The 12,571-nt window shown below is 71.3% G+C and carries 12 protein-coding genes and 1 tRNA gene; 3 read left to right on the top strand and 10 right to left on the bottom strand.

What is annotated here, in order from left to right:
- Positions 1-3 precede the first annotated feature (3 nt).
- The 4 genes from ESP57_RS10665 to ESP57_RS10650 form a co-directional block, all read right to left on the bottom strand.
- A complete protein-coding gene (locus ESP57_RS10665; protein WP_056007031.1) occupies positions 4-570 on the bottom strand; it encodes an FHA domain-containing protein FhaB/FipA in 567 nt (188 codons plus the stop codon).
- Positions 567-1,316: an FhaA domain-containing protein gene (locus ESP57_RS10660; RefSeq protein WP_056007028.1), complete on the bottom strand. Its 750-nt coding sequence runs from the start codon at positions 1,314-1,316 to the stop codon at positions 567-569. The genes ESP57_RS10665 and ESP57_RS10660 overlap by 4 nt, the downstream gene beginning before the upstream one ends.
- A 97-nt stretch (positions 1,317-1,413) precedes the next feature.
- Entirely contained in the window at positions 1,414-3,924 is a 2,511-nt protein-coding gene (locus ESP57_RS10655; RefSeq protein WP_056007025.1) for a glycoside hydrolase family 65 protein, read from the bottom strand.
- Positions 3,921-4,712, bottom strand: a complete 792-nt coding sequence (locus ESP57_RS10650) for an HAD family hydrolase (RefSeq protein ID WP_129231521.1) — start codon at positions 4,710-4,712, stop codon at positions 3,921-3,923. Before ESP57_RS10650 ends, ESP57_RS10655 begins: the two co-directional genes overlap by 4 nt.
- Positions 4,713-5,048: 336 nt before the next feature.
- Here ESP57_RS10650 and ESP57_RS10645 point away from each other — a divergent pair.
- Positions 5,049-5,135: transfer RNA gene (locus ESP57_RS10645), tRNA-Leu, on the top strand.
- Positions 5,136-5,296: 161 nt separating this feature from the next.
- A complete protein-coding gene (locus ESP57_RS10640; RefSeq protein ID WP_129231520.1) occupies positions 5,297-5,677 on the top strand; it encodes a YybH family protein in 381 nt (126 codons plus the stop codon).
- 119 nt (positions 5,678-5,796) lie between these two features.
- On the opposite strand, the gene ESP57_RS10635 is transcribed toward ESP57_RS10640, so the two are convergent.
- From ESP57_RS10635 to ESP57_RS10625, 3 genes are all read right to left on the bottom strand, one after another.
- Positions 5,797-6,360, bottom strand: coding sequence for an RNA polymerase sigma factor (locus ESP57_RS10635; RefSeq protein WP_056007015.1), 564 nt, complete (start codon positions 6,358-6,360; stop codon positions 5,797-5,799).
- Between the two features lie 10 nt (positions 6,361-6,370).
- Positions 6,371-8,812 carry a glycoside hydrolase family 5 protein gene (locus tag ESP57_RS10630; RefSeq protein ID WP_129231519.1) on the bottom strand — a complete coding sequence of 814 codons (2,442 nt, stop codon included), beginning with the start codon at positions 8,810-8,812 and terminating at the stop codon, positions 6,371-6,373.
- A gap of 130 nt (positions 8,813-8,942) precedes the next feature.
- Positions 8,943-9,605: a pentapeptide repeat-containing protein gene (locus ESP57_RS10625; protein ID WP_129231518.1), complete on the bottom strand. Its 663-nt coding sequence runs from the start codon at positions 9,603-9,605 to the stop codon at positions 8,943-8,945.
- 106 nt (positions 9,606-9,711) lie between these two features.
- On the opposite strand from ESP57_RS10625, the gene ESP57_RS10620 reads away from it, so the two are divergent.
- The gene (locus ESP57_RS10620; RefSeq protein WP_129231517.1) at positions 9,712-9,942 is read left to right on the top strand and encodes a hypothetical protein; all 231 of its coding nucleotides are present in this window, start codon (positions 9,712-9,714) and stop codon (positions 9,940-9,942) included.
- Positions 9,943-9,972: 30 nt separating this feature from the next.
- Here the strand turns inward: ESP57_RS10620 and ESP57_RS10615 are convergent, their stop codons facing one another.
- From ESP57_RS10615 to ESP57_RS10605, 3 genes are all read right to left on the bottom strand, one after another.
- Positions 9,973-10,518 carry a YbaK/EbsC family protein gene (locus tag ESP57_RS10615; RefSeq protein ID WP_129231516.1) on the bottom strand — a complete coding sequence of 182 codons (546 nt, stop codon included), beginning with the start codon at positions 10,516-10,518 and terminating at the stop codon, positions 9,973-9,975.
- 100 nt (positions 10,519-10,618) lie between these two features.
- Positions 10,619-11,473 carry an SDR family oxidoreductase gene (locus tag ESP57_RS10610; RefSeq protein ID WP_129231515.1) on the bottom strand — a complete coding sequence of 285 codons (855 nt, stop codon included), beginning with the start codon at positions 11,471-11,473 and terminating at the stop codon, positions 10,619-10,621.
- A complete protein-coding gene (locus ESP57_RS10605) occupies positions 11,470-12,561 on the bottom strand; it encodes an SDR family NAD(P)-dependent oxidoreductase (RefSeq protein WP_056006998.1) in 1,092 nt (363 codons plus the stop codon). Before ESP57_RS10605 ends, ESP57_RS10610 begins: the two co-directional genes overlap by 4 nt.
- Positions 12,562-12,571: the final 10 nt, after the last annotated feature.

Here is a 12,571-nt window from a genome sequence, read left to right as displayed (position 1 = left end):
GGGCTACCGCCGCAGCTCGAACGTCGTCGCTCCGACCTTCACGGTGGCTCCGAGCGGGATCGGGGTGGGCACGGTCACTCGGGAGCCGTTGAGGAAGGTGCCGTTGGTCGAATCGAGGTCTTGGAGCATCCATCGACCGTTCCACTGCATGAGACGCGCGTGATGGGTCGAGGTGTAGTCGTCGCGGATGATGATGGCCGAGTCGCTCGAACGGCCGATCGTGATCTCGTCGTGGCCGAGCGGGAACTCTGCGCCGTTCTTCGTGCCGCTCGTGATGACGAGCCGCGTCGCGTTCTCGCTCGAGGCGAGCTCGCCGGTGCCGCCGCCGGAGGCAGCTGCGTGCGAGACCGGCGCCGTCGCGGCGGCGGGCGCCGCCACCGGGGCGCTCGGGAACGCGGATGCCGCGGCGGGGGCCGCGGGAGCCGGAGCGGCCGACGCGGTCTCGGGCCGCAACTTGCGCACGCGCTGGCCGAACAGGTCGCTGCGGAGCGCGTAGACGATCGCGAAGACGAAGACCCAGAGCAGCAGGAGGAAGCCGAGCTGGAGCACGAGGAGGGTGAGTTCGCTCATTCGCCGGGCCCCCAGAACCCGCCCATGTCGTGGCGTTCGGTGGCCGGGTCGGTGCGGCCGCGCGTGTTTGCGCCAGAGCTCGAGGCCTGCGCCAGCACGCGGAACGTGATGCGGGACCGGCCGATGCCGATGACCGAGTCGGGCTCGAGGATGGCCTCCTTCACCGGGGAGCCGTTGAGCTGGGTGCCGTTCGTCGAGCCGAGGTCGCGCACCCGCGCGCGACTGCCGTCCCACTGCACCTCGGCGTGCCGACGCGACGCGCCGGAGTCGTCGAGGGTGACGTCGGCCTCGCTGCCGCGGCCGATGACGGTGCGGCCCTTCATGATCGGGTAGCGCTTGCCGTTCACGTCGAGCACGGGGGTCCAGGCGACCTGGCCCTTCACGTTCTGCGAATCGACCTGCACCATGCCCACGGAGAGGCCGGGATCGGCGTGCAGCGACAGGGTGATGCCGCCGGCGAACTGGAAGTGCTGGCTCGCGGCGTGCTTCTGCACGAGGTCGACGAGCTCGTCGATGAGCGCCGGCCCCAGGCCGGACATGCGCGCGTGGTCGTCGGGCGCCATGCGCACCACGAAGCTGTTCGGCACGAGCACGCGGTCGCGCGAGACCACGGCCGCCTTCGTGTCGATCTCCCGCTTCAGGGCGGAGGTGATCTCGACGGGTTGCAGCCCCGAGCGGAAGGTCTTCGCGAAAGCGCCGTTGACGGCGCGCTCGAGACCCTTCTCGAAGTTGTCCAGTAGGCCCACAGGTCTCCCGCTCCAGATTTGCGCCGACGCCGTCGTTTCGAACCGACGCCGTCATGACTTGTGACATGGTAGCCCGAAGGGCTGGGAAGACTCGTGATCAGTCCATCTGGATCGCCGAGTCGGCTTCGTCGACATCGAGCGACAGGGTCGGGATCGACGCCGTCAGCAGGCTTCCGTCGGCGCGGCGGGAGCCCGTGACATCCCGCATCGTCGGCGCGCCGTACAGGCGCGGGCCCTGGCCGTCGAGCGGCACCGAGACATCCGAGCCGGTGCTCACCACCACCTCCGCCCCGCGCACCCTGACCCGTGCCTCGATGCCGTCTTCGACGGCGAACGAGATCGCATCGGGGGTGAGGTCGACGCGCAGCCGCGTGCCGCGGAGCGTGACCCGGAACGTCAGTCGCTGCCAGCCGTCGGGCAGGCGCGGATCGAACGTGAAGACCCCGTTGTGGTCGCGGAAACCGCCGAAGCCCGAGACGAGGGCGCTCCACACGCCGCCCGTCGAGGCGACGTGCACGCCGTCGGCCGTGTTGTTGTGCAGGTCGGCGAGGTCGACGAAGAGCGCCGAGCGGAAGTACCGCATCGCGAGCTCGTGGTAGCCGACCTCGGACGCGATGATCGACTGCACGACCGCCGACAGCGTCGAGTCGCCCGTGGTCAGCGGGTCGTAGTACTCGAAGTTGGCGCGTTTCGCCTCGGTCGAGAAGCGATCGCCCTGCAGGTAGAGGGCGAGCACGACGTCGGCCTGCTTCAGCACCTGGAAGCGGTAGATGACGAGCGGGTGGTAGTGCAGCAGCAGGGGGCGCCGGTCCTCGGGCGTGGCCTCGAGATCCCACAGCTCCTTCTGCAGGAAGGCGCTGTCTTGGGGGTGGATGCCGAGCTGCTCGTCGAAGGGGATGTGCATGTGCGCCGCCGCCCGCCGCCAGCCCGCGACCTCGGCCGGCGTCACCGAGAGGCGCTCGACGAGGCGGTCGTAGGCAGCCGGGTCGAGCACCTGCAGGTCGTCGACGGCGGATGCCGCGGCGGCGAGGTTCGCCCGCGCCATCACGTTCGTGTACAGGTTGTCGTTGACGACCGTCGTGTACTCGTCGGGGCCCGTGACGCCGTGGATGTGGAACACGTCGTCGGCGTTCGAGCGCCAGAACCCGAGGTCCTCCCACATGCGCGCCGTCTCGACGAGGATGTCGATCGCGCCGCGGGCGAGGAAGTCCTGGTCGCCGGTGGCCCTGACGTACTGGTTCAGCGCATAGGAGATGTCGGCGTCGATGTGGTACTGCGCCGTGCCGGCCGCGTAGTACGCGCTCGACTCCTGCCCGTTGATCGTGCGCCACGGGAACAGGGCCCCGAGCTGGTTCAGCTCCAGCGCCCGGGCGCGGGCGGCAGGAAGCATCCGCTGCCGGAATCTCAGCACGTTGCGCGCCACGACCGGCGCCGTGTAGCTGAGGAACGGCAGCACGTACACCTCGGTGTCCCAGAAGTAGTGGCCGCCGTAGCCCGAACCGCTCACGCCCTTCGCGGCGACGCCGTCGCCGTCGGTGCGGGCGGTCGCCTGCGCGAGCTGGAACAGGTTCCACCTGGTCGCCTGCTGGATCGCGGCCTGGCCCTGGACCTCGACGTCGGCTCGCGCCCAGAAGTCGTCGAGCCATGAACGCTGCTGCGCGAACAGCTCGGCCACGCCGAGTTCGGCGGCGCGGTCGAGCGTGCGGTCGCACCGGTCGACGAGTTCGCGCGTCGGCACGGTGCGGGCCGTGTGGTAGCTGATCGTCTTCGTCACGCGGATCGGCTGGCCCTGCTTGGCGTGCACGCGGTAGATGTGCTTCGCGAGGTCGTCGCCGATGGAGCTCGACTCGCTGAACTGGTTCTCGGTCGCGATCTGGTGCTCGGCACCGACCGCGATCGTCATGCCCGAGTTCGTGGTCTGGTAGCCGAGCATGTACCGCCCGCCCTCGGCCCGCTTCACCCGCGGCTGCATGACGCGCTCGTTGAACATCTCCGCCTTGCGCGGGTCGAAGCTGCCGATCGCCTCGGGCACGCCGGAGCGGTACTCGTCGCGGCCGTCCTGCCGATTCAGGATCTGGCTCGAGATGGTCACCGCCGCGTCGGCGTCGAGCATCTCGACCTCGTAGTCGAGCACCGCGAGGTGGCGGTCGGTGAAGCTCACCATGCGCCGGCTCGTGATGAGCACGCGCTTGCCCGACGGCGTGCGCCAGACGATCGACCGGCTGAGCGCGCCGAGACGGAAGTCGAGCCGGCGTTCGTAGGAGAGGAGCTCGGCGACCGTGAGCACGAGCGGCTCGTCGTCGACGTAGAGGCGGATGACCTTCGCGTCGGGCGCGTTCACGATGGTCTGGCCGACCCGGGCGAAGCCGAACGCCTCTTCGGCGTGGCGGATCGGCCACGTCTCGTGGAACCCGTTCACGAAGGTGCCGTGCATGTGGCCGTCGCGGCCCTCCTCGACGTTGCCGCGGAGGCCGAGGTACCCGTTGCCGACCGCGAAGATCGTCTCGGTGCGACCCATGTCGGCCTCGCCGAACTCGGTCTCCACGAGCGCCCACTCGTCGATCGGGAACCGCGTGCGGTTCAGCGGGTCGTGGTCTGCGAACCTCATTCGCCGTCCTCTCGTGGGGTGTCGTTCGCGTGCGTGTCGGAGCCGACGGGAAGCAGCGGGATCAGTTCATCGAGCTCGTCGACCACGATGTCGGCGCCGAGGCCCTCGAGCGCGGCCCGGCCGACGCCCCGGTCGACGCCGATCACGATCCCGAACTCGCCGGCCGCGCCCGCGGTCACGCCCGACTCGGCGTCTTCGACGACGGCGCACACCGTGGTCGGCACCCCGAGCAGCTCGGCCGCGCGCTCGAAGGTGTCGGGGGCCGGCTTGCCGGGGATGCCGTCGCGCGCGGCGACCGCCCCGTCGACGACGACCTCGAAGCGATCGGCGAGCCCGGCGGCCGCCAGCACCGACGGCGCGTTCTTCGAGCTCGAGACGACGGCCACGAGGCATCCGCTCGCCTGCACCGCGTCGAGGAAGGCGACGCTCGCCGGGTACGCCTCGACGCCCTCCTCGGCGAGGGTCTCGTTGAAGGCCTCGTTCTTGCGGTTGCCGAGTCCGTGCACGGTGTCTTCGCTCGGTGCGTCGGTGACGTCGCCCTCGGGCACGCGGATGCCGCGGCTCTCGAGGAGGCTCCGGACCCCGTCGTAGCGCGGCTTGCCGTCGATGTACGAGAAGTAGTCGGACTCGGTGTACGGCGCGGCGCCGTGCTGCTCGAGATACGGCGTGAAGAGGCGCGCCCACGCGTGCATGTGCACGGTCGCGGTCGGCGTCAGCACGCCGTCGAGGTCGAAGAGATAGGCACGGATGCCACTGAGAGCCCGGGTGGACTCGCTGGGGAGCGTCAAGCTGCGGTCCTTTCGTCGCGACGGTCGGGGCAACGGAACCCGGTGATCGATGCTATTCCCGCGTGGCAGGGCAGCGCGAGGTGCGAACCGGACTCGGAGGAATCGTGGAGGGTCGGGTGCCGGTCCTTCGGCCCCCCGGCGCTGTGGCAGGCAACTCGGCCGGGGCGTGCTGAGTCGCAGGTCGGATCTCCCGACACGCCGGGGGCCGTCGGCGTGTCGGCGCGTTCATCCTGCGACTCAGTGCACCGCCCGGGGCATCCGCTGCGCTCGAATGGCTTTGCCGGGCGCGAGATGTTAGTCTCTCGTGGTTGGACGCACGAGAGTGCGACCACACGTGCGCGAGTGGCGGAATTGGCAGACGCGCTGGCTTCAGGTGCCAGTACTCGCAAGGGTGTGGGGGTTCAAGTCCCCCCTCGCGCACCACACATCGAACGGTCCGGGTCTCCATGAGGCTCCGGGCCGTTTTCGTTTGCGGCGCGGGTCGCATGCGCGCGAGTCGGATGCGCGTGTCACACCTCGGGCGCTACGGCGTCTTTCTCAGTAGGGCCGGCAACAGGCGGGCCCCATGAAGAAAGGCCTCGTCCATGGCGAACCCCGTCACCTCGCTCGACCAGCTCAACCTCGCGTTCGCCGACCGGTTCAACGCGCGCGACCTCGACGGCCTGATGGCGCTGAACGTCGACGGCGTCGTGTTCGTGCCGGCGCCCGGGCAGCCGGTGCAGGGCGAGGAGAACGTGCGCGGCGCGCTCGAGCAGTTCCTCGGCCTGAACCTGCCGATCACGATGATGGTGCGCCACGTGTTCCAGCGCGGCGACACCGGCCTCGCGATCGCCGACTGGACGATCACGGGCACCGGCCCCGACGGCTCCGACATCGCGCTGGCCGGCACGACCGCCGACGTCGCCGTCCACGACGAGCAGCACGGATGGCGCTACGCCGTCGACAACCCGTTCGGCACCGCCTGACGCACGCCACGGGAGGGCCGGCCGCTGGGGGAACAGGGCCGGCCCTTCCGTCGGGGGAGTTGCGTGCACCGGTTCGACCGTGAGCTCGATCCGGTGCACCCGCAGGGGCGGGGAGCGAGTCAGCCGGCGTCGGACATGCCGGACTCCCGGCACTCGGCGAGCGACTTGCGGGCTCGGGAGATGCGCTGTCGCGCGGCGGCGGGCGTGATCCCGAGGCGCTCGGCGATCTCGGGTGCCGGGAGCTCGTCGACGACGCTGAGGAGCAGCGGTTCGCGAAGGGAATCGGGAAGGCCGCGGATGGCGTCGAGGGCGCCGTCGAGGATCAGCCGCATCTCGACGTCTCCGGCGACGCTCGTGCCGTCGGCGAGATCGGGCAGGTCGGCGTCGAGCGCCGCCACCGGTCGGCGGGCCCGCTGGCGGGCGAGGTCGGCCGCGGCGTTCCGTGCGATGACATCGAGCCAGGAGCACATCTGCCCGGGTTCCGGCGCGTGCAGCTGCTCGATCGAGCGCCAGGCCCTGAGCAGCGCCGTCTGCGCGACATCCTCTGCATCATCGGGCGCGACGCCGAGCGAGATGCTCCGCCGACGGAGCCGGTCGGGCTCCGCGGCGATCATCGCGGCGAGCGAGGCGCGACGGCCGTCGTCGCGGCGGTCGCGCCCGCTCGGCGCCTGCTCGGACGTCATGCCTCCGAGGCTAGCCGTTGGTCGACAACGTGTAGTCGCCGTCGGCGCAGCCCGTCACGATCCATCCGCCCGGAACCTCGGTCGTCTCGACCTCCTCGATGCCGGTGACCTCGACGTCGGGTTCGGCCGCGCCGGGGATCCACACCTCGAGGTCGCAGCCGCGGTCGGGCGTCGTGCCGGCGAGATCGACGGCGGCGCCCTCGGCCTCGAGCGAGGTCAGCACCCCAGGAGCGGACTGCGGGTAGGCGCGGCTCAGGATCTCGAGAAGATCCGCCTTGGGCGGAGCGTCGCCGCCGGTCTCGCACTCCTGCATCATGAGGGCGTTGCCGAAGGGTCCGATGCCGTTCTGCGGGTCGCCGCAGGCCTGCTTCCAGACCCAGTACGCGCTGCCGAGCCTGCGCTCGTCCTCTTCGTCGGCGTAGCGGTTCATGCGGGCGAGCACGTCGTCGTCATCGCCCCAGTAGCCGTACTCGCCCGACCACAAGGGGGCGTCGTAGAGGTCGGCGACGCGCTGAGCGAGCGCGAACTGGCGCTCGATGCTGACGATCGGCGGGATGCCCAGGTCGCGGTCCATCGTGATCGACTCGGCATAGAGGTGCGGCGAGAAGACGATGTTGTCGTCGTCGGTGAACCCGGGGGTGGGGCCGGTGTCGAACCCGAGGCCCGACCAGAGGATGCTCGGCTCGAAGAACACGATCTGCGGTGCGCCGGCCTCGCGGATCTCGTCGATCGCCCGGTCGTAGAACCTCCCGAGCTGGTGGGAGGTCGTCACGGGCGCCGTCTCGCCGAAGCCGGGCTCGTTGATCAGGTCGAAGCCCGCGACCATCGGCTCGTCGGCGAACTCCGCGGCGAGCTCGCCCCAGGTCTCGGCGAACGCCGTCTGCACCCCGTCGGTGTCGAAGTAGAAGTTCTGGAAGGCACGGTCGCCGGCGGGGGAGATGTCGCGCCCGGTGAACTGGCAGCGCGGCGCGTCATCGGTGATCGTCGCCCATTCCGGGGCGCCGTCGTAGCCCCACATCTCCTCGGTGCCGGGGCGGCACGCGGTGCCCGCTTCAGTGGGGCCGTTCCACCAGCCGTCCTGGTGCATGTCGAGCACGGTGTAGATGCCGTACTCCTCGCCCCACGCCACCGCTTCCTCGATCTTCGAGAGGTATTCGGGGTCGAGCGTGCCCCGCTCGGGCTCGAGCGCCGACCACGAGAGGTTCAGTCGCACGACGTTGAAGCCGTACTCGGCCATGCTCGCGTAGTCGTCTTCGGTCAGCGGCCGCGTCGCGGGCACGTCGGGCTGGTGCTGGTAGAAGTCGACGAGCTGGTTGACGTTGACGCCCCGCAGCAGCACCTGGTTGCCGGCGCCGTCGGTGATGATCGAGCCCTCGGCGCGGAGGAAGCCCTCGGGGGGCGAGGTGCTCGCGTCGACTGCGCTCGCGGCATCCCCGCCGGGCAGGAGGAATGCCGCGCCCATCGCGACGACGGCCACCGACGCGGCGACGAGCTGCGGGCCGCGCGACGCGCCGCGCCGCGCCAGCACCCGGTCGGTGACGACCGCGCTCACCCCGACGATCCAGCCGGCGCAGGCGCCGAAGGCGAGCCCGTCGGCGACCGTCACGTACGCCGCCATCAGCGGCCAGATGTCGCCGGCGAAGCCGCCGTCGACGATGAGGGCGACGACCGCCTGCACGATGCCGACGAGTCCGCCGGCGACGAGTGCCGCGAGCCAGCCGCCGAGCACGCCGGGCACGCGTGCCCGCATCCAGCGCAGGCACAGGGCGGTCGCGCCGGCGATCAGGACCACGGCGATGAGCATCGAGGGGATGCCGCGGTCGAGGCGCGCCACCGGGATGCCGTCCGCATAGACGGCGCCCGTCCACCAGAGGCCCGCGAGGAGCGGTGCGAGGACGGCGAAGATCACGGCGGCAGGCCAGATCGAGCCGCGTTGGAACGACCGGCGATCCGTCGGGCCGCCGAACCAGCGCGCGAGGGCTGCCACGATGAGCGCCGCGGGCACGGCCTTCGCCGTCACGAAGCCGGCGGCCCACGCGGCGACCGCGAGGTCCCACGTCATGACGAGGCAGGCCGCGGCCTGGGCCAGCAGGACGGCGAGCACGACGCCCGCCGTGAGCGTCCAGAACCGGTCGCCGGCTCGCACGGCCGCCCACCACACGACGCCGAGCACCACGGGCACGAACACCAGGTACGGCGCGAACGGCCAGACGCCGGCACTCGCCTGCGGAATCGCACCCGACCAGCCGACGAGGGCGAGCAGTCCGGTCGGGTCGGCGACGGCCTGGACGACGATCAGGGCGAGCATCGCGATGACGGCGACGAGCGGGCGACGAGCGGCGTGTCGAGCCGCGGTCGTCTCGGAGGTGGCCTCGGAGGTGGTCTCGGAGGCCGTCTCCTGGGCCGCGCGATCCGCCCGATCGTCGGCGTGCGTCGTGGGGGCGTCGTGCATCGGGAACCTCGCTGTCCGTCGAACTGGGTCGCTTGACCCAGTTCCGGCCAACACTAGCCGTCGGCGACGGCGCGCGGAAGGGTCGTTCGATCACGAGACCGCATCGATGGCGACCGCAGCCGACCGGAGATCAGTCGACGACGCGGATGCCCAGGTGACTCGCGAGCGTCGTCGCGAGCAGCGCGACCTGCATGCCGTCCATCGTGGCGCCCCGCAGCCCGTCGATACCGGCGATCGCGGCGAGGTCGAGACCGCGCAGGTCGACGTCGGTGAGCCTGGCGCCCGTCACGTCGAGCGATCGCACGTCGCACTGCTCGAACGCGACGCGGTCGGCCCGCGCGTTGCCGAGGTCGAGCTCCTCGATGGTGCAGTCGGTGAAGCGGATGTCGCGGACCTCCGCACCCCGCAGGTTGACGAAGCCGAGCTTGCAGCCGACGAAGCGGACCGACTGCCAGGTGTTGTCGTAGAACTCGACCGACCCGATGCGGGAGCCCGACACGAGCACGTCGCGAAGCGTCGCGCGCGGTGCGCGCAGCACGGGGGCCTCGAGCCGCTCGACCACGGTCTCGGTGAGTGTCGCCCCGCGGAGCAGCGCATCGTGGGCGAACACCCCGACGAGCTCGCACTCGCCGATGGTCACCCCGGTGAGGTCGCGTTCCGAGAGATCGCCGCCGCGGAAGCGACGGCCTTCGACGCGGTCGCCGGCGGCCAGTTCGTCGATCTTGCCGTCGACGAGGTCGGTGAGCACGATCTCGTCGATGCGGGGCGGCTTGAGTCGAGCGTCTTTCGGCATGGCGTCCTTCGTCTGCTGCCCGTGATCGCGGGCCGAATCGAGGTTAATGCCCGGCGCCGACAGCGCCGACTCCTCCGCCGGCGGCGCGGCCTCCTACGATGAGGGCATGCGTGGCACGCTGTTCGTCATCGTAGGGATCCTGCTCAGTTGGGTGCTCGGCGCGGTCGTCGTGCGCCTCGGCCTCGACTGGGCCGACACGTTCCCGTACAGCGAGGCATCCGAGTGGCGCTACCTCGGTGTCGCCGTCGCGGCACTGCTCATCGCGGTCGGCGGCTCGGTCGCGACGCTGCTCATCGCCCTGCGACGCCGTCGGCGCGTCGCCGCGACGGAGAGCTGAGCGCTCGCGGAGTTCGGCCAGCCGAGTTGGCTATCCCGGGCGCTGCGCGATCGGCAGCACCTCGGCGTTCGGCAGTCTCGCGAGCAGCGCACCCGGGACGAGCAGCTTCGAAGCGCGGATGCCGCTGCCGACGATGAGCCGTTCGTGCTCGGCGACGGACTGGTCGACGAGGATCTGCCAGTCGGCGGGCAGGCCGATCGGCGTGATGCCGCCGTACTCCATGGCGGTGAGCTCGACCGCGGCGTCCATCGGGGCGAACGAGAGCTTGCGCGCGTCGAGATGCCGGCGCACGGCGCCGTTCACGTCCAGCCGGTCGCCGCCGCGCACGAGGCACGCGGCGTGCCAGGTGCGCTCGCCCCGGCGCGCCTGCACGATCACGCAGTTCGCGCCGTCGCCCATCGAGATCTCGTAGTGCTCGCAGAAGGCGGCCGTGTCGGCGAGACCGGGGTCGATCGCGGAGACCAGCACCGCCGAGGCATCCGCTGCCGGCATCGCGCCGACCGCGGCCGCCGTGGACGCCGCGAGCAGGGCGGGGGAGGCGGCGGCGGGCGTGAAGTCGAGCGTTCCGAAGCGCATCCGAGCAGCGTACTCGGATGCCGTGCGCCATCGCCCGACCGGGTGCGACCAAGAGGGCGCCGGCCGCGGGACTGCGATCGGCGCCCTCTGTGACGCGTCGCTACTGCCCGCGGCGCAGGTCGAGCTGTCCGGTGCTGACCGCGGCGACGACACCGCCGTCGACCAGCAGGTCGGTGCCGGTGATGAAGCTCGCGTCGGGACCCAGCAGGAACGCCGCGGCATCCGCGATGTCGTACGGGGTGCCGACTCGACCGGTGCCGGAGCCGGCGATCATGGCGCGCATCTGCCCGCCGGACTCGCCGGCGAGCTCCTGCTGGCCCATCGGCGTCGAGATGACGCCGGGGCTGATGCTGTTGACGCGAGCACCGCGTGCGCCCCAGCGGGTGCTCGCTGCGCGAACCCGCAGGTGGTTGCCGTGCTTGGCGAACGGGTACGCCGCCGTGGCATCCGTGACCGAGGCGAGCACCGGCAGGGCGAGCAGCTCGTCGCTCGGGGTCGTCGCGAGTGCGTGCGAGACCTCGGGCGGCAGCGGTGGCAGGAAGTGACCGGCCATGCTCGCGATGACGAGGCCGGCACCGCCCGGGGCGATCACCCGCTCGAACTCGTCGAGCACGTGCGCGGTGCCGAGCAGGTCGACCGCGAGGATCGCGTCGCGCGGCGCCTGCACCGGGGAGAGCCCGGCCGTGTGGACGACCTGCGTCACCCGGCCGAGCTCGGCGGCCGCATCGGCGAGTTCGGCGACGGAGCCCCGCGACGAGACGTCGACGACGTGCGTGACGACCTCGAAGCCGTCGCCGCGCAGAGCCCCGCCGACGCGTTCGAGGGCGGCCTCGCTGAAGTCGGCGAGCACCACGGTGCGACCGGTGCCCTGCCGACGCGCGATCGCCTCGCCCATGCCGCCGACGCCGATGACGACGAGCACGTCGCGCTTGCCCGCCTCCGCGCCGGTGCTCATGCCGCCGACCAGCCGCCGTCGCTCGCGAGCACGACGCCGTTGATGTTGACGCCGTCGTCGCTCAGCAGGAAGGTGATGGATGCCGCGAGCGCCTCTGCCTCGGCGGCGTCGGGCAGGATCGTCATCGCGAGCTGCACGCGCTCGGCGCCGAGCGGTGAGGCGAACTTCGCCTCGATGTTCGTGATCGTGGCACCGGGAGCCACCGCGTTCACGCGCAGTCCGCTCGGGCCGTACATGAACGCCGTCGACTTCGTGAGGCCGACGACCGCGTGCTTCGACGCCGTGTAGGCGACACCCGCGGCCGAGCCGCGGAGGGCGGCCTCGGAGGCGGTGTTCACGATCGACCCGGTGCCGCGCGCGACCATGACGGGCACGACGGCCCGCATGAGCTTCATGGTGCCGTCGACGTTGACCGAGAAGACGCGCTTCCAGACGGCGTCGGTGAGCTCGCCGATCGGCGTCATGTCGTCCATGATGCCGGCGATGTTCGCGAGGCCGTCGATGCGGTCGCCCGCTGCGGCGACGATCTCGGCGACCTTCGCGTCGTCGGTGATGTCGGCCACGAGCGTCACGATCTCGGCGCCCGCGTGCTCCGACGCGAAGTCGTCGAGGCGCTCCTGCGAGACGTCGACGGCGATCACGCGGCCGCCCTCGCGGGCGATGCGGGAGGCGGTCGCCCGACCGATGCCGGAGCCGGCGCCCGTGACGATGACGGTCTTGCCGGCGAAGCGGCCCTGGTCGAGGCGCTCGACCCACTCGGGACGCTCGACCGCGGATGCGACGCCAGCGGCACCGCCGGCATCGGCGGACTCGGTCGTCGGCTCGGGCGCCTCGGCGGAGGCATCCGCTGCTCCTGCCGGCACGTCGCCTGCCGCGGCGCGCGCGACGAGCTGGTCGACCATCTCCTGGCTGAACTGGCCCTTGCTGAGCTTGATGAGGCGCTTGATGGCGAGGCGCTGCACGGGGCGCATGACGTCTGCGTCCTGCCCGGCCTGTGCGAGCAGGTCACGCAGGATCGGGCCGCCCACGGGGTGCTCGAGCCAGGTCTTGATCGAGTCGTCGCCCGTGAGGGTCTTGGGGGTGTTCATGTGGTGCTTC

It is taken from the genome of Agromyces fucosus, assembly GCF_004134865.1.
Lineage (GTDB): Bacteria > Actinomycetota > Actinomycetes > Actinomycetales > Microbacteriaceae > Agromyces > Agromyces fucosus.
This window is presented reverse-complemented; position numbering and strand designations above follow the sequence as displayed.